Genomic DNA, 20,763 nt, shown 5'->3' on the forward strand with positions numbered 1-20,763 from the left:
GACGCCCGTCGCTGCGGTGCAACCCGTTGCCGGGAGCGCCCGCGACGCGCAGACCGATGCCGGACAGGGCCAGCAAACTGCGGGCCGGCGCGGCGGCCAGGGCTCGGCCCAACGGCCAGACCGTGCGGAAGCGCAGGCAGCCCCTTTGTTGCCCTACAAACCCAGCGGCGGTGACCCGGATGTGAGAACCGATCTGGAAAACCGGGCTTTGGTGCGCGACGACCAGAAGGCCGCCGAAGAAAAAGAGCAGGCGGCGCAGCAGAGACCTGCGCTGCAGGAGGTGCTCTCCAGCGTCTGGAAAGCCAGTGCGGCGGTGGTGGAACGGGTGCTGGGCAGCAGCGCAGCAAGTGCGCCTGGCGGCGCTGTGGAGGCCGCTGCTGCGGTGCAAACCCGCGCTTTGGCGCCTGTTCAGAGCGAGCTGTTCGCTGAGCCTGTGGCCTTGGTTGAAATGCCCAGCGCAGAACAAGTGGTGGCCTACGACGAGCACGGCAACAGCAGCCTGGCGCCGCTAGAGGCTGGCAGCCTGGTCAGCGAACGGGTCTGAGCCGGTCCGCTGCGCGGCTTTTTCGGCGCGCCGCCGATTGGGGAACGCCAGAGCTTCGCTCAAATCCGGTGGTAAACCCCGTCCTTGTTTCGCGCCATGCGCTTCAGAAGGGCCGGCGCAATCTGGGTGAGCGGTAGCACTTCGTGTGCGGCGCCACATTCGATGGCGACCCTGGGCATGCCAAACACCACACAACTGGCTTCGTCTTGCACGTAGTTGTAGCTGCCCGCGTCTTTCATCTGGCGCATGGCCAAAGCGCCATCCGCGCCCATGCCGGTGAGCATGATGCCCGTCGCATTGGGCCCCAGCACCCGCGCCGCCGACCGAAACAGCACCTCCACCGAGGGGCGGTGCCGGTTCACAGGGTCGGTGTCCTCCACGATGGCCACGTAGTTGGAGCCGCTGCGCTCGATGCGCAGGTGCCGACCACCTGGTGCGATATAGGCGTGGCCGAGCAGCATGCGCTCGCCGTCCTGTGCTTCTTTCACACGGATGCGGCATATGCCGTCCAGGCGTGTCGCGAAGCTGGCCGTAAAGCCCGCCGGCATGTGTTGTGCGATGGCGATCGCCGGGCTGTCAGCCGGCATCTGAGACAGAATTTCGCGCAAGGCTTCGGTTCCACCCGTGGAGGCGCCGATGAAGACCATTTTTTCGGTCGACAGTAGCGGGGGGGCCGATTTGGGGTCCGCCGGTTTGCGGTGTGCCGGGTCTTCCTGGATGCGCGAATCCGCAAAACGCGAGTCGTTAAATTTCGAATCTGAGAAGCGCGTATCGGGGAAGCGCGAGTCCGTTGCACCGGGTTTGGGTGGCAGCCGCTTGACCTTGGCTTTGGATGCGATGCGGATCTTGTCGGTGATGTCTTGTGCGAGCTCGTGCAAACCCTGGCTGACACCGACCCGTGGCTTGGCCACGAAGTCCACGGCGCCGAGTTCCAGGGCGCGCAAGGTGACGTCGGCCCCATGTTCGGTGAGCGTGGACACCATGAGGACCGGCATGGGACGCAGGCGCATGAGCCGCGAGAGGAATTCGATGCCATCCATGCGCGGCATTTCCACGTCGAGCGTGAGCACATCCGGGTTGAGTTCCCGGATCAAATCGCGTGCGATCAAGGGGTCGCCGGCGGTGCCTACGCACACCATGTCGGGCTGGCCATTGATGATGGCCGTCAACATGGTGCGAACCAACGCAGAATCGTCAATGACCACAACACGGATCTTGGACATGCTTGTTTCCGTCAAAAAGGCTGGCGCACGCCGTACCGCGGCGCGGGAATCGGGGTCGGCGTGGACGCGGGCGTCGCCCGATACGGGTCGCTGACCTGGGGTATTCGGTGCTTGACCATGGCGCTGCCATGGGCGGGGAAAAACCGCAGTTTGCGGTGGTGCGGGCCCAGCACATCGCTGGAATGTACCGCGATGCTTTCGGACCTCAGCTCTTCGAGCGCACAGGCGGTGTTGCGTGTGCCCACACCTGGCGCGGCGGCGGACGGGCTGTCGTTGGCGCCACCAAAGACCTTGGCCTGCAGGCGTTCGCGCCGGGCACCCCGTTGCAGCATGTCCTGGATCAGCAAGTGCATGGCGAAGTGGCCGTAGCGTGGCGAGGCGTCGTCGTGGTCGCCTCCGGGCAGGAGAAAATGGTTCATGCCACCGACGCGGACCGTGGGTTCCCACAGACAGACCGCGATGCCCATGCCCAGATCGGCCACCAGCATGAGGTCCTCGGCCGTGACGAAATACGCGCCCGGCTGGATGTTCACGGTGTCGTAGTCGAAGTGGGCGTCGTGGAAAAAGCAGGCGGATGCGTCTTCTTGGCGCGGCGACAAAGCGTCTCGAATCGTATGCGAGACGCAGGCCTGCGCCGGGGGTGTGGTCGTGTGTTCAGAGGCGTGCATAGACCGTCTTTCCTTGCAGGGCAAACAGATCGCTGGCATCCCGGAAGTTTTCGGAATGGCCCACAAAAAGAAGACCACCCGGGCGCAGGACGCGGTGGAGGCGTTGCAGGATGCGGGCCTGTGTCGCCGCGTCGAAATAAATCATCACGTTGCGGCAGAACACCACATCAAAGGGCTCGGGCAAGACCCAGTTGTCGTCGTTCAGGTTGAGCTGGAAAAACTCCATCTGCTTTTGCAGTTCGGACTTGACGCGGATCAGGCCCGCGTTGCTGCCGTTGCCGCGCTGGAAGTGGCGCGCCATGCGCTCCGGGCTCAGGCCCTTGAGTTCATCGAGCTTGTACATACCGGCTTTGGCGGTCGCCAGCACACGGGTGTCGATGTCGCTGCTCAGCAATTGGTAGCGCCGCGCATCGCCCAGTGTTTCGCGCACCGTCATGGCGATCGAGTAGGCCTCTTCGCCGGTGGAAGCAGCGGCGCACCAGATGCGCCAGTTCACCGAAGAAGGTCCGCTGCGCAGGTACTTGGCCAGAACGTCGAAGTGGTGCTGTTCGCGAAAAAAGGCGGTGAGGTTGGTGGTCAGCGCGTTGATGAACTCCTGCCATTCTTGGCCATCGTTCCGCTCCAGGTCGTCCAGGTAGACGCGGAACGAACGGTGGCCGGTTTCGCGCAGCCGGCGCGACAGGCGGCTGTAGACCATGGCTTGCCGACCTTCGCGCAGGTCGATGCCGGCCTTTTGCCGTATCAGGCTGCGGATGCGCTGAAAGTCGCTATCGGTCCATTGGAACTCGTGGTGACTGCCCTGGAGTTCGCGCAAAGCCTGCGCGGAATCGATGAAACCGCCGGATTGGGTGATCGGATCGGTGTGCAGCATGGCCGAGGGATGCGTGAAACTTCCGAAGTCTGTCGACTCAATGGCGCGAGCGCCGCACCAGGCCGCCCACGTCCAAGATCAGGGCGACTTTGCCATCGCCCAGGATGGTGGCGCCCGATATGTTGGGAACCTTGCGGTAGTTGGATTCCAGGTTCTTGATCACGACCTGTTGCTGCCCCAGCAATTCGTCCACGATCAGGGCCACGCGCAGGCCATCGGCCTCCACCACGACCACGATGGGCTTGCTCGTGTTCTCCTTGAAGCGGGGGACTTGAAACACCCGCTCCAGTTCAAACACCGGCATGTATTCGTCGCGCACTTTGACCAGTTGCACACCTTGTGCGACGGTGTTGATGTGGCCGGGTTGCACTTGGAAAGACTCGATCACATTGGACAGCGGCAGCAGGTAGACCTCGTCGCTGACCCGCACCGACATGCCGTCCATGATGGCCAGCGTGAGCGGCAGGCGCACCGATACGCGCATGCCATAGCCTTCGGCCGAGTCGATCTCCACCGTGCCGTTGAGTGCGGTGATGTTCTTTTTCACCACATCCATGCCCACGCCGCGGCCAGACACGTCGGTCACTTCGTTCGCGGTGGAAAAGCCGGGTGCAAAAATCAGATTCCAGACGTCGCTGTCGCTCATCTGATCGGACACGTCCAGGCCACGCTGGCGTGCCTTGTCCAGCAGCTTCTGGCGCGACAGGCCGCGCCCGTCGTCGCGCACTTCGATCAGGATGGAGCCGCCCTGGTGGGTGGCCGATAGCGTGATGGTGCCGTGCGGCGTCTTGCCCGCAGCCAGCCGGGCGTCGGGCATTTCAATGCCATGGTCGCAGCTGTTGCGGATCAGATGGGTGAGTGGGTCGGTGATTTTTTCGATCAAGCCCTTGTCCAGCTCGGTGCTCTCGCCGTGGGTGACCAGTTCCACCTGCTTGTCCAGCTTGCCGGCGAGATCGCGCAGCATGCGTGGAAAGCGGTTGAAGACCACCGACATCGGGATCATGCGGATCGACATCACCGCTTCCTGCAGGTCGCGCGTGTTGCGGTCGAGATCGGCCAGATCCGCCAGAAACGCCTGGCTCTTGCCGGGGTCGAGTTCTTCGCCTTTTTGCGCCAACATCGCTTGGGTGATGACCAGTTCGCCCATCAGGTTGATCAGCTGGTCTACCTTGCTCACCGATACGCGCAAGGTGCTGGCTTCGATCTGGGCCTGGTTGGCCATGCGTTGTTCGTTGCGTTGTGCGGGCTTGTCCGGTACCGGCGCCTTGGCCAGTGCCTGGGGAACGTGTGGCAAGGCCGGGTTCATCAGCGGCGTGTTGTTCGGGCCGCTGTGTGGGGTGTCGAAAAATCCAAAATCCTCGGTGGCTGTGGCGACCTGCACAGGCGCGTTGGCGGCAGCGGCGGGTGCACTTTGCGCGGTGATGAGAATTTGTTCCCGGCTGACGTGAAAAGTGAACAGGTCCAGCAGATCGCTGTCGCTGGAGGTGGTGAACACGCGGTAAATCCGGCGGTCGTCCTGTTCGCAGGGCAGCGCTTCGATGCGGCCCAGGCCAGGGATGTCGGTGAACAACTCGGCGATGCTGTCGGCCTGAGCCGGATCGTCCAGTGGGCCGATCTGAATCTGCAGATCGCGTTCGACCGAGTCCGCAGGCTCTGCGGCGATGGCGTCGTTGGGCGGGGTCGCCTGCGGAGCTGCCGCAGGCGCAGGTGTCGCTGGCCGGGTTTTGGGTATGCGGGCCAGCTCGCGGATGCGTCCCACCAGGTCGGCGCCGCCGTCGTACTCCACCTCTTGTCCTTGGTTGCGGGCCAGCAGCAGACGCAGCGCGTCGGACGACTCCAACAACACATCGACCATGGGCGGTGCCAGCTGCAGTTCGTGGCGGCGCAGCTTGTCGAGCAAGGACTCCATCTGGTGGGTCAGTTCGGCCAGATCGGTGAAGCCGAAGGTGGCGGCCCCACCCTTGATGGAATGGGCACAGCGAAAAATGGCGTTCAGTTCTTCGTCGTCGACCTGATCCAGATTCAGTTGCAACAGCTGTTGCTCCATCTGGTCCAGGTTCTCGCCCGCCTCTTCAAAAAACACCTGGTAGAACTGGCTCAGGTCGATATCGCCGCCGTTGGATTTGCCGTTACTGGAGGTATTTAACATAGGGTTTCCTTGGCACTGGGGCGGCGCTGCAGCACCATCAGAGCACCAGTTTCTGAATGACTTCGATCAGGCGACCTGGGGCAAACGGCTTCACGAGCCAACCGGTGGCGCCCGCTGCCCGGCCCGCGTCCTTCATCTGATCGCTGGACTCGGTGGTCAGGATCAGGATCGGGATGGTTTTGTACCGGGGCTGCTCGCGCAGTTTTCGGGTCAGGCCCAGGCCGTCCAGCCGGGGCATGTTCTGGTCGGTCAGCACCAGGTCGATGGAATGGACCTGGGCCAGTTCGAAGGCGTCCTGGCCATCCACCGCCTCCACCACATGAAAGCCCGCTCCGGTGAGGGTGAACGACACCATCTTCAGCATGAAAGCCGAGTCGTCTACGGCAAGAATCGATAACATGGTGTGCTCCGGGTAGGCAAATGGGGCTGCAGGCGAATCGCCTCAGAACAGCTCGACCGAACCGGCGTGCATTTCACTCTGCGTCACTGGGCAGGCGCGTGGTGGCGTGGACAGCGGTGCCGGGGTGCCGCTGTCGGTGTGGGAGAGGCTGAGTGCACAGCGCTGCAAGATGTGGTTGGTGTGCGCGATGAGTTGGCTGGCCAGGTCGTGGAACTGCAGTTCGGTCACGGCTTGGTGCAGGTTCTGGCGCACGGCCGACAAGTCGCCTGGGGTGGTGCGGAACTGGTTGTCCAGCGCAACGCTGGTGGAGTCGAAACAGGCGAGCAGGTTGCCGGCCGCGTGGTCGAGCAAGCTTTCCATGCGCTTGAGGTCGGTCATGGACATGAGAATGGAGTCGCGGATTTCGCTCACCAGACTCACTGGCATGGAAACGGATGGCGGCAGGGTCGGCATCGTCGTGTGCTCCGCTGTGTGTGTTTGAATAGGGCCTGATCGGGGCGGGCATTACAATTTTCAAGCCCGGCGTCTCTTTCTATCGGCCGATAACCGGCCAAATTCAGCCCCATTTCGCCGGGTCGGGATCCAGACCCCTTGTGCCGCGTGCCATATGCCACGTTCATCCACACACTCTGAATGGCATGACTGAGTCCAACGACAAGCCGCTGGTGCGCATTCTTCATCTGGAAGACTCCCGGGTGGACCATGCACTGGTGAAGTTCGCCCTGCAGCGCAGCCAGATGGCGTGCGAGTTGACCCTGGTGGAGTCCATGGCCGAATTCCAGGAGGCGATAGAGGGCGGTGCCTTTGACGTCGTGTTGGCCGACTACCATTTGCCCGGCTTTACCGGACTGGACGCCTGGGAGGTCGCGCGGGAAAAGCTGCCGGACACGCCTTTTGTGATTCTTTCGGGCGCCATTGGTGAGGCGGCAGCGGTGGAGGTCATACACCAGGGTGTGAGCGACTACCTGCTCAAGGACGACATGAACCGGCTTTCGCACGTGATCGACCGGGCGATGGAGGTGAGCAATACCCGCCGCGCGAAGGCGCACGCCGATGCGGAACTGGCCGAGTCGCGCAAGCGCCTGGCCGAGCTGGCGGAGCATCTGCAAAAAACCATCGAGCAGGAGCGGGCCGATATTTCCCGCGAAATCCACGACGACATTGGCGGCGCGCTGGCCGCTGTGAAGCTGGATCTGGCCTGGGTGTCCCGGCGCGCGGCCGACGAAGACATGCGCAGCCACGTGGCGACCGCGCTGGAGATGCTGCAGCACGCGCTGGAGGCCAGCCAGCGCATCATGATGAACCTGCGCCCGCCCATTCTGGACCAGGGCCTGGTGGCGGCGGTGCAGTGGCTGGCGCTGAGCTTTGAACGCCGATCGGGTGTGCGCACCCTGGTGCGGCGTTCGGCGGACAGCATGAACCTGAGCCGGGACGTGCAACTCGTGGCCTACCGCACGGCGCAAGAGGCGTTGACCAATGTGTTCAAGCACGCCAAGGCCACGGCGGTCGAGATCGACTTGAGCGACCGCGAAGGCGTGTTGACCGTGGAAATCACGGACAACGGTCGCGGTATGGACAGCCAGGCCCGTCAGAAGAGCCAATCCTTTGGACTGCTCGGTCTGCGCGAGCGCGCCGCCAAAGTGGACGGCTGGCTCGATGTGAGTTCCTCGCCCCGAGGCACTTCGGTGATTCTTTCGGTGCCTTTGCAAAGTTCGGTCGATCCCGACAGCCTCAACCAAAAAAACAAGGGAAGCCATGATCAAAGTGATTTTGTGTGACGACCACGCGGTCGTTCGACGGGGGATTCGCGACACCATCACCGAAGCGGTGGACCTGCGCGTGGTGGGGGAAGCGGGCAGCTACCCGGAGCTGCGCGACCTGATGCGCAACGAGGCCTGCGACGTGCTGGTGCTGGACCTGAACATGCCAGGCCGTGGCGGCCTCGAAGTGCTGGCCACGCTGCGCGATGAGGGATCGACCGTCAAGACCCTGGTGGTGTCGATGTACCCGGAAGACCAGTACGCCATCCGCTGCCTGCGGGCCGGCGCCCAGGGCTACTTGAACAAGGCCGGCGAGCCGGCCGAGATGATCACCGCGATCCGCACCCTGATGCAGGGCCGAAAATACGTGACGCCGGAAGTGGCGCAGATGCTGGTCGACACCTTGCACTCCCCGGAGAGCGAAGAACTGCACGCCAGCCTGTCCGAGCGCGAACTGCAGACGCTGCAAAAAATCGCCTCGGGCAAGAAGTTGTCGGAAATCGCCGAAGAACTCATGCTCAGCCCCAAGACCGTGAGCGTGTACCGCGCCCGCGTGCTGGAAAAACTGCACCTGGCCAACAACGCCGAACTCACCGTCTACGCCATCCGCAACAACCTGGTGTGAATCGTCTCGCAGGAGTAGCGACCCGCGCAGCGGCGGAGCGTGGGGGCTACAGGGCCAGCCGCCGGGCCGCCCCCAAGGCCGGCCCAGCCCCCTCGGGGGGCAGCGACCCGCGCAGCGGCGGAGCGTGGGGGCTACCTACTCACCCACCCATGAACATACCAGTGGCCAGCTTCATCAGCGCCAGCACCGGTGCGTCCAGCATCGGCAGGGTGAAGGCAATGCCCAGCAGGCCACCCGACAAGGTGAGCGGAAAACCGATGGCGAAGGCGTTCATCTGCGGCGCGATGCGCGACACAAAACCCAGCACGATGTTGATGAACAACAGCATGCCGATCATGGGCAGGGCGATCCACAGGCCGTAGCGGAATACCACCGCACCGAGTTCGTGCAGGCGCATGCGGTTGATCGATTCGAAGGCGCTGGCGCCCAGCGGAAAGGTGTCGAAACTGGCGACGACCGCCTGCAACAGCATCAGATGGCCGTTGAGGACCACGAACAGCAACATCGTGGTGTTGCCAAAGAAGCGGCCCACGGTACTGGACTGCGAGTTGGTGGAGGGATCGAAAAAGCCGGCGAAGTTCAGGCCCATTTGCAGGCCGATGAGTTCACCCGCGAGCTCCACCGACGCGAACACGATGCGCACCGCCATGCCAATGGCCACACCCACGATCACCTGCTGCATCACCACGCTCATGGCCTGCGGGTCGGTCAAGCCGATCACGGCTTGCTCGGGCAGCGCCGCCTGGGCGCAGACCGCCACCAGAAAGGCCAGGCCCACGCGCGAGCGCAAGGGCACCGAGCGGGCGGAAAAAATGGGGGCGCTGGAGAACACCGCCAGGATGCGCAGAAACGGCCAGAAGTAGGGCGATATGAACGCCATCAACTCCGCTTCGCTGAAGGTGAGCATGTCAGCGGACGCCGGAAGAAGCAGAGAGTGGACTCAGGGCCTGTTCCATCTAGATCGCGTAGTTCGGGATCGAGAGGATGGTGTTGCGGATGAACTCCACCATGGTGGACAGCATCCACGGCCCTGCGATGGCGAACACCGCGATCGCGCCGATCAGCTTGGGCACGAACGACAGCGTGGGCTCAGAAATTTGCGTGATGGCCTGGAACAGGCTCACCATCAAGCCAATGCCCAGCACGGTGGCCAACACCGGTGAGGCGACCATGAGCAGCAGAAACAGGGCGTTCTGCCCCATGGTGAGTGCGGCTTGGGGATCCATCAGATGTCCTCGTGGTCAGCCGCAGAAGGGCGACGGTTCGATTGCTTGAACGGGCCAGCCGCCGGGCCGCCCCAAGGCAGGCCCAGCCCCACGACCTCGGGTATCCGGGGCCCCTTCCCCGGATCGGGGCAGCGACCCGCGCAGTGGCGGGGTGTGGGGGCGACAGGGCCAGCCGCCGGGCCGCCCCAAGGCAGGCCCAGCCCCCTCGGGGGGCAGCGACCCGCGCAGCGGCGGAGCGTGGGGGCACATAACTTCATTGGGCAAAACTCGCGGCGAGCGAGCCGATCAGGATGTTCCAGCCGTCGGCCAGCACAAACAGCATGAGCTTGAAGGGCAGGGCGACCAGCACGGGCGACAACATCATCATGCCCAGCGACATCAGCACGCTGGCCACGACCATGTCGATCACCAGGAAGGGAATGAAGATCATGAAGCCGATCTGGAACGCGGTCTTGAGCTCGCTGGTGACGAAGGCCGGCACGATGACGCGAAACGGTGCGTTCTGCGCCGTGACGTCGGCGGGCAGCTTGGCCAGCTTGGCGAACAGCTCAAAGTCCGACTGGCGCGTTTGTTTGAGCATGAAGGCGCGCATCGGCTCCTGGCCGCGCTCCAGCGCTTGCTCGAAGGTGATGCTGTTGGTGGTGTAGGGCTCGTAGGCGTCGGTGTAGACCTTGTCCAGCGTTGGCCCCATCACGAACAGGGTGAGAAACAGCGACAGACCCACCACCACCTGGTTGGGGGGTGCCGATTGCGTGCCGAGCGCCTGGCGCATGAGCGAAAGCACGATCACGATGCGGGTGAACCCCGTCATGAGCAGCAACACCGCTGGCAGGAAAGACAGCGCGGTGAAGAACAGCAGGGTCTGGATCGGCACCGAATAGCTGGTGCCTTGCGGGCCTTGGCCCACCACCAGCGGCAGCGAGGCCCCGGCTTGCGCCCAGGCGCCTGAGGCCAGCAGTGCCAAAGCGGCAAAGGCCAGCGCCGGGCGCCCGATGTGTTTAGCGCGGCGCATGGGGTTGGGCCTTGTTCGGTTGGGTGAGCTGGGCCAGTCGGGCCGCGAATCCGGTGTTGCCACCTGGTGTGGTGGGTTCGGGAGCGTCGGGTGGCAGTGCCGACCCGTCCAGGCAGTGCAGCGCGGTGACGCTGCCAGCCGCTACGCCCAGCACCAGGCAGACGCGCTGTTCGCCCTCACCCACTTGCACCGTGACCACACGCTGCTGTGGCCCCAAAGCGAGCGTGGACAGGATTTGCAGCGACGGGCCGTTCTGCCGCCGCAGGGCGCCGGGCAGATGGGTGCGCCAGCGCTTGAGGCCAAAGGCCACCGCGACCATCAAGAGCAGCAGGATCAGGGCGGGGGTGGCGTTTTGCAGCATGTCAGCGACTCCGGCGCACGGCGCACAACACGGCCTGCGGCACTGGCAGACCTTTGAGGCGGACGGAACCGCAGGCGCATGAGGGCTTGTTCATGTCAGTTGCGGTTGACGCGGCGCAGGCGTTCGGACGGCGTGACGATGTCGGTCAGGCGGATGCCGAACTTCTCGTTCACCACCACCACCTCGCCCTGGGCGATCAGGTAGCCATTGATCAACACGTCCATGGGCTCGCCCGCCAAGGCGTCGAGCTCGACGATGGAACCCTGGGCCAGTTGCAGGATGTACTTGATCGGCACCTTGGTGCGACCGAGTTCCACCGAGAGCTGGACCGGAATGTCCATCACCATGTTGATGTCGTTCACGGGCGCAGCGGCTCCATTGGTCACGGGTGTGGCCACTTTCTCGAATTCGGGTGCACCGTCCGCGCCCGTGTTCGAGTTGCCTTGCTCTTCCAGGGCTTGTGCCCAGTCGTCGCTCACAGCTTCAGGGGTATCAGTTGACATAAGGGTCTCCCAGCCAGTTCATGTCTTTGCCGCGCAAATTGCGCTCGATGCGAAGGGCGTATTTGCCCTTGTGGGTGCCGTATTGGCATTCAAAAAGCGGAACGCCGTCGATGTGTGCGTTGATGGAGGGCAGGCGGTCCAGTTCGATGAAATCGCCCACCTGCATGGACAGCAGTTCCTCCACCGTGGCCTCGGTCTTGGCCAGTTCGGCCACCAGCGAAACCTTGGCGGCCTGGATTTCCTGGCTCAGCAACTTGACCCAGCGCCGGTCCACTTCCATGGCGTCGCCCTGCACGGTGGAATACAGCACGTCGCGGATCGGTTCCAGCGTGGCGTAAGGGATGCAGATGTGCAGCGAACCCGAGATGTCGCCGATCTCCAGCGCGAAACTGCTGGACACCACGATCTCGTTGGGCGTGGCGATGGTGGCGAACTGGGGCTGCATCTCCGAGCGCTGGTACACCAGCTCCAGCGGGTACACGCTGCGCCAGGCCTTCTTGTATTCCTCGGTCACCACCTCCACCAGGCGGTTGATCACCCGCTGTTCGGTGTTGGAAAAATCGCGCCCTTCGATGCGGGTGTGGAACTTGCCACTGCCGCCAAACAGGCTGTCGATCACGCCAAACAGCAGACTGGGTTCACACACCACCAGACCGTTGCCACGCAGCGGACGCACCGCGACGATGTTGAAGTTGGTCGGTACCACCAGTTCGCGCAGGAAGGCGCTGTACTTTTGCACCAGCAGCGGGCCGACCGAAATTTCGGGGCTGCGGCGGATGAAGTTGAACAGACCCAGGCGCAGGTTGCGCGAAAACCGTTCGTTCACGATTTCCAGCGTGGGCATGCGCCCGCGCACGATGCGCTCCTGGTTCGCCAGGCTGTAGCCGCGCGCCTCACCGGCGGGCTGCTCTTCGGGCGCCAGGGTCTGGCTTTCGCCGGTCACGCCTTCCAGCAGGGCGTCGATCTCTTCCTGGGACAGATTGGAGTCGGACATGGCGGTGCTCTGCCTCTGGTTATTGCACGATGAAGCTGGAGAACAAAACGGCCTGCACCGGGTTGGGTGGCGCGCGGCGGCGCTTGGTCTTGCCTTCGGGGGCTTCGGCGTTCGGGTCTTCGTAGCTGTAGCCCATTTCGTGGGAAATGGCGGCGATGATGTCCTGGGACAGCTTTTCTTTGCCCTGCACCTGGAGCATCTCTTCGGCGGAGCGTTGCGAGATCAGCAACAAGATGCTGTTGCGGATGCTGGGCATGTAGACCTTGAGATCCTCGCCGGTCTTGGCAGAGTCGATTTGCAAGGTGATGCCCAACTGCGTGAAGCGGGTGCCACCAGCGTCTGCCAGGTTCACCACCATGTTCTCCAGCGGCAAAAACACCGGCGGCGTGCCGGATTTGGCGTGGCTCACCTCTGCCTGGATGTCTTCCTCGCTGTCGTCGTGGCTGGCGGTGTTCATCTTCAGGATGAACAGCGCACCGCCCGCCGCCAGCAGGCCCGTGACCACCAAGCCGATCAATATGAACAGCAGCTTTTTGCTCTTGGGTTTGGCGGGAGCTGCGGCATCGGCGGTGGCGGTGGCGGACATATGGGGTTCTCCTGGGCTGCCACCCGGTTTCGGGTGGCCAAACACGCGGTAAAACGTGTGGGTTCGGATGAATTATTGAGCGCGTGCCCCCCATGTGTTCGCCAGAAAAGCATGGGAAAAGCCGCTTATTCCCCTGAGGGCCACGGTGCGGTGGCCGTGCGGGTGCGCCCCACCCGCCGCCATGCGTGGGCGGGGCCGCCAAGGCCGGACGGTGGTCCTAGACGAACAGGTCGAGTGGGTGGCTACCGTCGGCGCGCTGCTGGGGCGGGCGCGCCACCGGACGGGAATCGTCGCTGCCGCCATCCCCCACACCGCCACGTCCGCTGTGGCCGGGGGCCGAGCCTTGTTCAGATGGGCGCTCCTGCGGCTGGCCTTGTGAACCCACCGACACATGGCCGAGTTGAATGCCGCTGCGCTGGAGCATTTCACCCAAGGACTGGCTGGCGTTGTGTTGCAGGTGGGCACGGGTTTCGGCGCTGTCGGTGCGGAAGTCCAGGTGCATGTCCTGGCCGCTGAGCGACATGCGCACGTCGATCGCTTCTTGTGAACCTTCACCCACCCGCAGACTGGCGTGACGCACGCCTGCGCTGCTCCAGGTGTTGAGCTGGTGGGCCTCGGCGTCGGCCGTGTCCAGTGTCGCGCTGCCGTCGGGCGCTGCGCCGGCGTTCAAGGCGCTCTCGGCGCGGGGGCTTGCGCGGTTTTCAGCGCCACCAAATGCCGGGGTGCCGGGGGCGGTATCGGGGCCACTTGCGCCAGGTGCGACCAAGCGACTGGCGAGCGATTCGGCCGACGCCGCTGCTGCGGGTGCGGTGCTGGCTGCGCTGGCCGTGGTGGTCGCTTCCAGTGCCTTGCCCATGCTGTAGCGCTCGTTCAGATCCACAGTGCTGCGCCCGCTACCCAAACCGTTGCTGCTGGCCCGGCTGGTCTCGGGCGCCAGGTTGCTGCTACGCAGGCTGGACACGCTGGTCGCCGCCGCCTTGCGTGCGGGTGCGGCGGTTTGCACCGTTTCGGTGGCCATGGTCGCTGCCACCGCGCTCGGCGGCGAGCGCAACGGGGTGTTGGTGGCTGCGGCGGGTGCCTGCGCCGTGGCGTCTGTGCTGGCCGATTCGGGCGCTGGCGTTGGGGTGGCCAGTGTCGGGGCGGGTTGGGCTTCCTTCAGCGCACGAAGCCCGAGCTGCCCGAGTGGGATCGCGCCGTCCGTGGTCTGGGCGTCGAGCGGGGTGTCGCCCGAGCCGTCCAGCGCGGTCAAACCGGTGGCGTCGGCATCTTGGGCCGGAGCGGTCGAGGCGCCCGGGTCTTGCGCGGCTGCGGTGGCCTGCAGTGGTGCGGGCGTCATCCAGCCCAGCAGGGCCAGCAGTGGGTTGTCGGTGGCCTCGGGCAGTGCGGCAGAACCGTCGCCCGGTGCGAGCGGGGATGCGTCGGTCCCCGCCTCGCCTGGGCCCAGGGCCGTGGCCGGTCCTTGTGTGGCGCCCACCAAAGCGAGCAGGCTGGCAAACAGGCCAACGGGCGCCTGGTCGTCACCGGTGCGGGCTTTGCCGCCGGCGCGTGTGGCCGATGCGTTGGTCGCGTTGCCCGCAGCTGCGGGGGCGGATGAAACGGTGGCGTCGCTCATGAGCGCAACTCCTGGGTGCGCGCTTGGGCCTGTGCAAGGCTTTGGCGCAGGTGGATGGACAAGGCCATTTCGTCGGTGTTTTTCTGGTCCTGGCGCTGCGCCAGTTGGCGGATCGCCATCAGCTTGCGGTCGGTGAATTTCTGCAAGCCGGCCACATCGCGTTCGGCGGCATGCACTTGGGACTGGGTGCGTTCCACCAGTTCTTCGCGGTTGCGCAAAACCTCTTTCTGGAACGCAAGGGCGTGGTCGATTTTCTGCATGAAGATGCGGTGGTGGTGCAGCAGCGCCGCGTCCACGCCCACGCTGCAGCGCTCGCTCCAGCGGGCCTGGGCCTCCTGGCCATAACCGGTGAGCTGGACCATTTGATCGGTGGCTTGCTGCAGTTCGCGCTTGGCCTGGGCCAGGTTGCCGAGTGCATCGTCGCGCCGTTTGACCGCCAGTTCAACCACCTTGTTCAAGGTCTGGATCACGGTCATTGCTGGCTTCCTTCATATGGGTTGTGGTGGGCGCGGGTGTTGCGCGCGGTGGCGTCGCGCGCAGGTCGTTCTTCGTTCAGTGTCGAGGCCAGCAGCTGCAGGCAACCGGTGATCTCGGCGGCTTCGTGCATGTCTTGCATCAGAAAACGTTGCAGCGCCGGGTAGAGCAGAATCGCGCGGTCGGTTTCGGGGTCGCTGCCTGCCACATAGGCACCGAGCTGGATCAGATCGCGGCTCTTCTGGTAGCGCGAATACAGGTTGCGGAACTTGCGCGCCAGCTCCAGATGGCCGGCGCTGGCCACGTTGTGCATCACCCGCGAGGCCGAGGCCTCGACGTCGATCGCCGGGTAGTGGCCCGACTCGGCCAGGGAGCGCGAGAGCACGATGTGGCCGTCGAGAATGGCGCGCGCGGCGTCCGCGATCGGGTCTTGCTGGTCGTCGCCTTCGGAGAGCACGGTGTAGAAAGCGGTGATCGAGCCCACGCCGTTGAGGCCGTTGCCCGAGCGCTCCACCAGCTGCGGCAGCTTGGCGAAACACGAAGGCGGATAGCCTTTGGTGGCGGGTGGTTCGCCAATCGCCAGCGCAATTTCGCGCTGCGCCATGGCGTAACGGCTGAGCGAATCCATCAGCAGCAACACGTCCAGACCATCGTCGCGGAAACGCTCGGCGATGGCCGTGGCGTAGGTGGCGCCCTGCATGCGCACCAGCGGTGGCGCGTCGGCGGGTGCGGCCACCACCACCGAACGTTGGCGGCCTTCGACACCCAGAATGTCTTCGATGAATTCCTTGACCTCGCGCCCGCGCTCGCCGATCAGGCCGACCACGATCACGTCCGCCTTGGTGTAGCGGGCCATCATGCCCAGCAGCACGCTTTTGCCCACGCCCGAACCGGCAAACAAGCCGATGCGCTGGCCCCTGCCCACGGTGAGCAAGGCGTTGATGGCGCGCACGCCGGTGTCCAGCGGTTCGCGCACCGGGTCGCGGTCCATGGCGTTGATGGGCGCGCGCTCCAGCGGCTCCACGTCCACGTTCTGCAGTGGACCGAGGTGGTCCATTGGGCGCCCGTGCGAGTCCACCACCCGACCCAGCAGGCCACGGCCCAGCGGCAGGCGCAGCACGCCCCGGTCGTTGGGCGAAGGCGGTTTGTTGATCTGGCCCAGACGCGGCACGCTGCGGTAGGGCGCCAGGGGTGTGACGCTGGCACCGCTGGACAGGCCGTGGGTGTCGCCCGCCGGCATGAGAAAAGCCCGGTCCTGCGAAAAACCCACCACCTCGGCCAGCACCGGCTCTTTGGCGCCGTTGCTGATGTGGCACTGCGAACCCACCGGCACTTTCAGGCCCACGGCTTCCAGCACCAGCCCGGCCAGGCGGGTCAGGCTGCCGCGCACTTCCAGCGGCGTGTGCACGCTGGCGCTGGTGCGCGCGTCTTCCATGTAATTGCCCCAGCGGCTGATGGAATCAGACATCTTGTTCCTCTGCTGCGCTGGTCTGTTCTTGTTCTTGTATTTCCCAGGCGGCGTCCAGCCCGAGGTTGCCGACCGCACGCGACCAGCGTTTTTCTATCGTGGCGTCCACCGCCATGCTGGCCGACTCCACCAGACAACCGCCCGGGTGGATGGCCGGGTCGGCCACAAATTCGGGGCGCGGGTTGCCCAGGGCCTGATCCAGGCCCTCGGACATCAGTTCCAGGTCTGCCGGGTTCATGCGCACCGTGGCGGGCAGACCGTCGTCGATCAACTGGGCCAGGGCTTCCGCGATCACCGGTTGCAGGTGGGACGGGTCGCTGCGGATTTCCCGGCGCACCACTTGGCGGGCCAGGTCGCAGGCGAGATCCAGAATGTGGCGCGAAATCTGCGCTTCGCTCTTTTGCAAATGGTCCTGGGTGTTGTGCAGCAACTGGGCCATGCGCACCGACGCGTCGGCGGCGGTCTTGCGCATGTCGGCCTCCAACGCATGGCGCATTTCTTCGCTGCCTGCGGCATGCCCTTGGGCAAAACCCTCGGCCAGCGCTTCTTCCCGGGCCTGGGCAATGGCCTGCTCCATCAGATCGGTGGCTGGCAGGGGAGACGCCTGCTCGGCATCGTCCAGGCTGCCGTCCATGGCCGAAAAACGCCAGGCTGAAACGGCGCCGATTTCCTCGCGCGGGATGAAGCGCGAGCCGCTGGACGGTTTAGACGAACCCGTCATCGCCGCCTCCACCCAATACCACCTGGCCTTCGTCCGACAAGCGCCGCACGATCTTGAGCACTTCTTTCTGCTGGCCTTCCACTTCGGACAAGCGCATCGGACCGCGCGACTCCAGGTCTTCGCGCAGGCTTTCCGCCGCCCGAGAAGACATATTGGCCAGCACCAATTCGCGCAGTTCGACGGTGGCGCCTTTGAGGGCAATGATGAGCATGTCGGAAGACACTTCCTTGAGCACCGTCTGCATGGATTTGTTGTCCAGCTTGAGCAAGTCTTCGAACACGAACATCTTGTCCATGATCTTCTGGGCCAGGTCGCCGTCGTGCTCGCGGATCGCGTCGATCACCGAAGCCTCGATCGCCGTGCCCATGAGGTTGATGATTTCGGCCGCTGTGCCGACGCCACCCATGGTGGTCTTGCGCACCTTGTCGCCGCCCGACAGCACGCGGTACAAGACCTCGTTCAAATCTTTCAGCGCCGTGGGCTGTATGCCTTCCAGCGTGGCGATGCGCAGCATCACGTCGTTGCGCGTGCGCTCGGTCAGATGTTTGAGAATGCCAGCGGTCTGTTCGAAGTCCAGGTGCACCAGGATGGTGGCCATGATTTGCGGGTGTTCGTTGCGCAGCAGCTCGGCCACCGACAACGGGTCCATCCACTTGAGGCTTTCGATGCCGGTGACGTCGTCGCCCTGCAAAATGCGGTCGATCAGCAGCGAGGCCTTGTCGTCACCCAGTGCACGTTTGAGCACCGAGCGCACGTAGTTGTCGGTGTCCGACACCAGCAGGCTGTGCGAGGCGGCTTCTTCGGTGAACTTGTCCATCACCTGGTCCACCCGCTCGCGCGAGATGCCACGGGTGCGCGAAATGGCTTCGCCCAGCTTTTGCACTTCCTTGGGCGAGAGGTGTTTGAACACCTCGGCCGCTTCCTCTTCTCCGATCGACATCAGAAAAATGGCGGCGTCCTGAATTCCCTGTTCTTCCATGTCCGGTCCTTGTGGCGGTATCGGGGGCGCGGTCTAGGCGGCTCAGGCCGGCGCTTCGCCGTTGACCCAGGTCTTGACGATGTTGGCCACGGCGATGGGGTTTTCCTTGGCCAGACGCTTGGCATCGTTCAGACGCAAGACCTCGTGTGAGGTGTCGGCTGCGGCCTTCGACGATGGCATCGGCAGACCGGGGCGGTCGGGCGCCTCGTTCAGCACCGCCTGGAACGCGGGTTGTGCGTTGCCGGGCGCGCCACCGGCTTGCGCCGCGTTGGCTTTCATCATCTTCATGCCGGGACGCACCATGCCCAGGAACACCAGCAAGCCCATGCCCAGCATGCCCAGTGGCCAGGCCAGGCTGCGTGCCAGTTCCTGGTTTTCCGTCTGCTGCCACCAGACGGGCGGCGCCAATTCTTCGGCGGTTTTCTCCACGTTGAAGGGGGCGTGCACCACGTTCACCGAATCGCCTCGGTCCTGGCTGAAGCCGATGGTTTCGCGCACCAGGGCCGTCATCTGTTCGATCTGCGCGGTCGGAATCGGCACCAGGGTGGTTTTGCCGTTCTTGTCTGTCACGCTGCGGTGGTTGATCACCACGGCCGCGCTCAGGCGGCGCACGTTGCCGCTGGCTTCCCGCACCACCTTCACCGTCTTGTCCACTTCGTAATTGATCACCGACTCGCGCCGGGCCGAGCCGCTCTTGTCGCTGCTGCCGTTCACGCCCAGCGGTGCTGCAGAGCCGTTGATGGGCGCGGTGCCGGTGGCGGGCGGCTGGTTGCTCACGGCACCGGGTACGCCTGCGGGCTGTGCGCTGCCACCGGCGCTGTCTTCCACGGTTTGCTGGCTGCGCACCGTGCCGGGTTCACCGCCCTGGTTCGGGCGGTGCTGCTCAGAGGTCGATTCGACCAGGGAAAAATCCACCTCGGCATTGACCTGGGCCTTGACGTTGTTGCGGCCCACCAGCGGCTCCAGAATCTCCAGAATGCGGCGCGTGTAGAGCTGTTCGATCTGCTGCACATATTGCAGCTTTTGCGTGTCGGCACCTTGGGCCATGCCCTCGGGCGAGGCCGACAACAGGTTGCCGCCATCGTCGACCACGCTCACCGCTTTGGGGTTCATCTCGGGCACGCTGGCGGCCACCAGGTGCACGATGCCGGCGATCTGCGAGCGGTCCAGCGTGCGACCGGCATACAGGGTGAGCAGCACCGACGCCGAGGCTTTTTGTTGCTCGCGGAAAAAACCGTTCTGGTTGGGCAAGGCCAGGTGTACGCGGGCCACCTGCACCGAAGACAGCGACTGGATGGAGCGGGTCAGCTCGCCTTCCAGTCCGCGTTGGAAGGTCAGGCGTTCCTGGAACTGGGTCATGCCGAAGCGGTTCGACTCCATCAATTCGAAACCGGCGACCGAGCCTTTGGGCAGGCCTTGCGAGGCCAGGCGCAGGCGGATGTCGTGCACCTTGTCCGAGGGCACCAGAATGGCCTGGCCGCCGTCGGAGTATTTGTAGTTCACGTTCATCTGCGACAACTGGGCCACGATGGCGCCGCCGTCCTTGTCGCTCAGATTGGCGAACAGCACCCGCCAGTCGGGCTGGCGGTTCATGAAGAACGCCGCCAGCGCCAAAGCCAGAACGGCCAAGGCACCGAGCCCGAACTTGAGCTTCTGCCCATTGTCCATGCGCGCCAGACCCTCGCCGAACGCGCTGCGGCTCATGGGCTGGAGATCGATTTCTGCGACGGTGTTGCTCATGGGACTTTGGGACGGTGGAGTTGCTCAGGAACAGCGGGAAATCCCGGTGTTGAGGTCCATTATTCGGTCCCACGCCCGCTTCCATATGCAGGAAAAGGCGGTGGATTGTGCCCCTATTCCCCGTGTGCCCGGCCCCCGTGTTCACTAGCATCGAAGCCTGCCATCAGATGTGGAAGGAAACCGCCATGGATATGAGAATCAACCCCATGACCAGCCAGGGTGTCGGCGCGCTGGGCCAGGCCGCCATGAAACGCCCCGCTGCCGGGGTCGGGGCGGGCGGTCAGATCGCCGACAGCTTCAAGAACGCGCTGCAATCGGTGAGCGCGGCCCAGGACAAGGCGGCTCAGATGCAGGTCAAAGTCCAGATGGGCGACCCCTCGGCCAGTCTGGAAGAAACCATGCTGGCCATGCAAAAGGCCCAGATCGGCTTCCAGGCCACCTTGAACGTGCGCAACCGCATGGTCCAGGCCTATACCGACATCATGAACATGTCGGTTTGATTCCCCGCCGCGCTGTGCGCGACCATCTCTAGGGCACTGAGCCCGAGTCCTCTCTTGCCTGAGCCGTTCAAGCGGCCGTTCCACGGCGTGTCTTGATCCGCCGACCCTTCCGACCCTGCGTGGCTGTTGCCCGCGCACCGGTCCGCCTCGGGCCGGCATGGGGTGTCAGTGCAAGGGTACGCTTTGCTTCTCGAAGAACACTTCCAGGTCGCCCAGCCAAGGCTCGGCCAGGCAGCGGATTTGCGCGTCGGCGCGCAGGATGCGCTGCATGATGCGGGTCTTCTCGCGCCGGTCGTCGGGGCTCAGGGTGTGGTGGCGTGAGCGGTGGCGCAACTGGGCGATCAGAA

The 20,763-nt window shown here is 64.4% G+C and carries 24 protein-coding genes; 4 read left to right on the top strand and 20 right to left on the bottom strand.

What is annotated here, in order from left to right:
- On the top strand, positions 1-544 hold a 544-nt coding region (locus ABYB95_RS02575; protein ID WP_372656865.1), incomplete at its 5' end, for a hypothetical protein.
- Positions 545-603: 59 nt separating this feature from the next.
- On the opposite strand, the gene ABYB95_RS02580 is transcribed toward ABYB95_RS02575, so the two are convergent.
- Genes ABYB95_RS02580 through ABYB95_RS02605 form a run of 6 tightly spaced genes read right to left on the bottom strand, consistent with a single transcriptional unit; the run spans position 604 to position 6,281 of the window.
- Positions 604-1,767 (bottom strand): chemotaxis response regulator protein-glutamate methylesterase, encoded by a 1,164-nt coding sequence (locus tag ABYB95_RS02580; RefSeq protein WP_372656866.1) that lies wholly within the window; start codon positions 1,765-1,767, stop codon positions 604-606.
- Between the two features lie 11 nt (positions 1,768-1,778).
- Positions 1,779-2,435, bottom strand: a complete 657-nt coding sequence (locus ABYB95_RS02585) for a chemoreceptor glutamine deamidase CheD (protein WP_372656867.1) — start codon at positions 2,433-2,435, stop codon at positions 1,779-1,781.
- Entirely contained in the window at positions 2,422-3,306 is an 885-nt protein-coding gene (locus ABYB95_RS02590) for a CheR family methyltransferase (protein ID WP_372656868.1), read from the bottom strand. The genes ABYB95_RS02585 and ABYB95_RS02590 overlap by 14 nt, the downstream gene beginning before the upstream one ends.
- A gap of 37 nt (positions 3,307-3,343) precedes the next feature.
- A complete protein-coding gene (locus ABYB95_RS02595; protein WP_372656869.1) occupies positions 3,344-5,455 on the bottom strand; it encodes a chemotaxis protein CheW in 2,112 nt (703 codons plus the stop codon).
- Positions 5,456-5,492: 37 nt separating this feature from the next.
- On the bottom strand, positions 5,493-5,855 hold the full coding sequence (locus ABYB95_RS02600; protein WP_372656870.1) for a response regulator: 363 nt from the start codon (positions 5,853-5,855) through the stop codon (positions 5,493-5,495).
- A 42-nt stretch (positions 5,856-5,897) separates the two neighbouring features.
- Positions 5,898-6,281, bottom strand: coding sequence for a hypothetical protein (locus ABYB95_RS02605; protein ID WP_372656871.1), 384 nt, complete (start codon positions 6,279-6,281; stop codon positions 5,898-5,900).
- 212 nt (positions 6,282-6,493) lie between these two features.
- On the opposite strand from ABYB95_RS02605, the gene ABYB95_RS02610 reads away from it, so the two are divergent.
- Positions 6,494-7,633, top strand: coding sequence for an ATP-binding protein (locus tag ABYB95_RS02610; protein ID WP_372656872.1), 1,140 nt, complete (start codon positions 6,494-6,496; stop codon positions 7,631-7,633).
- Positions 7,611-8,240 (top strand): response regulator, encoded by a 630-nt coding sequence (locus ABYB95_RS02615; RefSeq protein WP_372656873.1) that lies wholly within the window; start codon positions 7,611-7,613, stop codon positions 8,238-8,240. The genes ABYB95_RS02610 and ABYB95_RS02615 overlap by 23 nt, the downstream gene beginning before the upstream one ends.
- 139 nt (positions 8,241-8,379) lie before the next feature.
- On the opposite strand, the gene fliR is transcribed toward ABYB95_RS02615, so the two are convergent.
- The 13 genes from fliR to fliF all read right to left on the bottom strand — a co-directional run bounded on the left by fliR (position 8,380) and on the right by fliF (position 19,916).
- A complete protein-coding gene (fliR, locus tag ABYB95_RS02620; RefSeq protein WP_372656874.1) occupies positions 8,380-9,147 on the bottom strand; it encodes a flagellar biosynthetic protein FliR in 768 nt (255 codons plus the stop codon).
- A gap of 49 nt (positions 9,148-9,196) precedes the next feature.
- Positions 9,197-9,466 (bottom strand): flagellar biosynthetic protein FliQ, encoded by a 270-nt coding sequence (locus tag ABYB95_RS02625; RefSeq protein ID WP_372656875.1) that lies wholly within the window; start codon positions 9,464-9,466, stop codon positions 9,197-9,199.
- A gap of 253 nt (positions 9,467-9,719) precedes the next feature.
- Positions 9,720-10,478 carry a flagellar type III secretion system pore protein FliP gene (gene fliP / locus ABYB95_RS02630; RefSeq protein WP_372656876.1) on the bottom strand — a complete coding sequence of 253 codons (759 nt, stop codon included), beginning with the start codon at positions 10,476-10,478 and terminating at the stop codon, positions 9,720-9,722.
- Entirely contained in the window at positions 10,465-10,839 is a 375-nt protein-coding gene (locus tag ABYB95_RS02635; protein WP_372656877.1) for a FliO/MopB family protein, read from the bottom strand. The genes fliP and ABYB95_RS02635 overlap by 14 nt, the downstream gene beginning before the upstream one ends.
- Positions 10,840-10,934: 95 nt before the next feature.
- Entirely contained in the window at positions 10,935-11,342 is a 408-nt protein-coding gene (gene fliN / locus ABYB95_RS02640) for a flagellar motor switch protein FliN (RefSeq protein WP_372656878.1), read from the bottom strand.
- On the bottom strand, positions 11,332-12,336 hold the full coding sequence (fliM, locus tag ABYB95_RS02645; RefSeq protein ID WP_372656879.1) for a flagellar motor switch protein FliM: 1,005 nt from the start codon (positions 12,334-12,336) through the stop codon (positions 11,332-11,334). The genes fliN and fliM overlap by 11 nt, the downstream gene beginning before the upstream one ends.
- A 19-nt stretch (positions 12,337-12,355) precedes the next feature.
- On the bottom strand, positions 12,356-12,922 hold the full coding sequence (gene fliL / locus ABYB95_RS02650) for a flagellar basal body-associated protein FliL (RefSeq protein ID WP_372656880.1): 567 nt from the start codon (positions 12,920-12,922) through the stop codon (positions 12,356-12,358).
- A 217-nt stretch (positions 12,923-13,139) separates the two neighbouring features.
- Positions 13,140-14,534 carry a flagellar hook-length control protein FliK gene (locus ABYB95_RS02655; RefSeq protein WP_372656881.1) on the bottom strand — a complete coding sequence of 465 codons (1,395 nt, stop codon included), beginning with the start codon at positions 14,532-14,534 and terminating at the stop codon, positions 13,140-13,142.
- A complete protein-coding gene (fliJ, locus tag ABYB95_RS02660; protein WP_372656882.1) occupies positions 14,531-15,010 on the bottom strand; it encodes a flagellar export protein FliJ in 480 nt (159 codons plus the stop codon). Before fliJ ends, ABYB95_RS02655 begins: the two co-directional genes overlap by 4 nt.
- The gene (fliI, locus tag ABYB95_RS02665) at positions 15,007-16,443 is read right to left on the bottom strand and encodes a flagellar protein export ATPase FliI (protein ID WP_372656888.1); all 1,437 of its coding nucleotides are present in this window, start codon (positions 16,441-16,443) and stop codon (positions 15,007-15,009) included. Before fliI ends, fliJ begins: the two co-directional genes overlap by 4 nt.
- Before the next feature lie 25 nt (positions 16,444-16,468).
- Positions 16,469-17,197 (bottom strand): FliH/SctL family protein, encoded by a 729-nt coding sequence (locus ABYB95_RS02670; RefSeq protein WP_372656883.1) that lies wholly within the window; start codon positions 17,195-17,197, stop codon positions 16,469-16,471.
- A complete protein-coding gene (gene fliG, locus ABYB95_RS02675) occupies positions 17,181-18,176 on the bottom strand; it encodes a flagellar motor switch protein FliG (RefSeq protein WP_372656884.1) in 996 nt (331 codons plus the stop codon). The genes ABYB95_RS02670 and fliG overlap by 17 nt, the downstream gene beginning before the upstream one ends.
- A 42-nt stretch (positions 18,177-18,218) precedes the next feature.
- Positions 18,219-19,916 (bottom strand): flagellar basal-body MS-ring/collar protein FliF, encoded by a 1,698-nt coding sequence (fliF, locus tag ABYB95_RS02680; RefSeq protein ID WP_372656885.1) that lies wholly within the window; start codon positions 19,914-19,916, stop codon positions 18,219-18,221.
- A gap of 185 nt (positions 19,917-20,101) precedes the next feature.
- Between fliF and fliE the strand changes: the two genes are divergently transcribed.
- Positions 20,102-20,416 carry a flagellar hook-basal body complex protein FliE gene (fliE, locus tag ABYB95_RS02685; protein WP_372656886.1) on the top strand — a complete coding sequence of 105 codons (315 nt, stop codon included), beginning with the start codon at positions 20,102-20,104 and terminating at the stop codon, positions 20,414-20,416.
- Positions 20,417-20,581: 165 nt separating this feature from the next.
- On the opposite strand, the gene ABYB95_RS02690 is transcribed toward fliE, so the two are convergent.
- A partial coding sequence (locus ABYB95_RS02690; protein WP_372656887.1) for a flagellar protein FliT occupies positions 20,582-20,763 on the bottom strand: 182 nt, incomplete at its 5' end.

Origin of the sequence: Hydrogenophaga sp. (assembly GCF_041633695.1) — a bacterium.
In the GTDB taxonomy this organism is placed as follows: domain Bacteria; phylum Pseudomonadota; class Gammaproteobacteria; order Burkholderiales; family Burkholderiaceae_C; genus Hydrogenophaga.

Excerpts from the sequence above, each read along its gene's own strand:
- ABYB95_RS02580 (WP_372656866.1), bottom strand. The coding sequence starts at position 1,767 with ATGTCCAAGATCCGTGTTGTGGTCATTGACGATTCTGCGTTGGTTCGC.
- ABYB95_RS02585 (WP_372656867.1), bottom strand. The coding sequence starts at position 2,435 with ATGCACGCCTCTGAACACACGACCACACCCCCGGCGCAGGCCTGCGTC.
- ABYB95_RS02590 (WP_372656868.1), bottom strand. The coding sequence starts at position 3,306 with ATGCTGCACACCGATCCGATCACCCAATCCGGCGGTTTCATCGATTCC.
- ABYB95_RS02595 (WP_372656869.1), bottom strand. The coding sequence starts at position 5,455 with ATGTTAAATACCTCCAGTAACGGCAAATCCAACGGCGGCGATATCGAC.
- ABYB95_RS02600 (WP_372656870.1), bottom strand. The coding sequence starts at position 5,855 with ATGTTATCGATTCTTGCCGTAGACGACTCGGCTTTCATGCTGAAGATG.
- ABYB95_RS02605 (WP_372656871.1), bottom strand. The coding sequence starts at position 6,281 with ATGCCAGTGAGTCTGGTGAGCGAAATCCGCGACTCCATTCTCATGTCC.
- ABYB95_RS02610 (WP_372656872.1), top strand. The coding sequence starts at position 6,494 with ATGACTGAGTCCAACGACAAGCCGCTGGTGCGCATTCTTCATCTGGAA.
- ABYB95_RS02615 (WP_372656873.1), top strand. The coding sequence starts at position 7,611 with ATGATCAAAGTGATTTTGTGTGACGACCACGCGGTCGTTCGACGGGGG.
- fliR (WP_372656874.1), bottom strand. The coding sequence starts at position 9,147 with ATGCTCACCTTCAGCGAAGCGGAGTTGATGGCGTTCATATCGCCCTAC.
- ABYB95_RS02625 (WP_372656875.1), bottom strand. The coding sequence starts at position 9,466 with ATGGATCCCCAAGCCGCACTCACCATGGGGCAGAACGCCCTGTTTCTG.
- fliP (WP_372656876.1), bottom strand. The coding sequence starts at position 10,478 with ATGCGCCGCGCTAAACACATCGGGCGCCCGGCGCTGGCCTTTGCCGCT.
- ABYB95_RS02635 (WP_372656877.1), bottom strand. The coding sequence starts at position 10,839 with ATGCTGCAAAACGCCACCCCCGCCCTGATCCTGCTGCTCTTGATGGTC.
- fliN (WP_372656878.1), bottom strand. The coding sequence starts at position 11,342 with ATGTCAACTGATACCCCTGAAGCTGTGAGCGACGACTGGGCACAAGCC.
- fliM (WP_372656879.1), bottom strand. The coding sequence starts at position 12,336 with ATGTCCGACTCCAATCTGTCCCAGGAAGAGATCGACGCCCTGCTGGAA.
- fliL (WP_372656880.1), bottom strand. The coding sequence starts at position 12,922 with ATGTCCGCCACCGCCACCGCCGATGCCGCAGCTCCCGCCAAACCCAAG.
- ABYB95_RS02655 (WP_372656881.1), bottom strand. The coding sequence starts at position 14,534 with ATGAGCGACGCCACCGTTTCATCCGCCCCCGCAGCTGCGGGCAACGCG.
- fliJ (WP_372656882.1), bottom strand. The coding sequence starts at position 15,010 with ATGACCGTGATCCAGACCTTGAACAAGGTGGTTGAACTGGCGGTCAAA.
- fliI (WP_372656888.1), bottom strand. The coding sequence starts at position 16,443 with ATGGAAGACGCGCGCACCAGCGCCAGCGTGCACACGCCGCTGGAAGTG.
- ABYB95_RS02670 (WP_372656883.1), bottom strand. The coding sequence starts at position 17,197 with ATGACGGGTTCGTCTAAACCGTCCAGCGGCTCGCGCTTCATCCCGCGC.
- fliG (WP_372656884.1), bottom strand. The coding sequence starts at position 18,176 with ATGGAAGAACAGGGAATTCAGGACGCCGCCATTTTTCTGATGTCGATC.
- fliF (WP_372656885.1), bottom strand. The coding sequence starts at position 19,916 with ATGAGCAACACCGTCGCAGAAATCGATCTCCAGCCCATGAGCCGCAGC.
- fliE (WP_372656886.1), top strand. The coding sequence starts at position 20,102 with ATGGATATGAGAATCAACCCCATGACCAGCCAGGGTGTCGGCGCGCTG.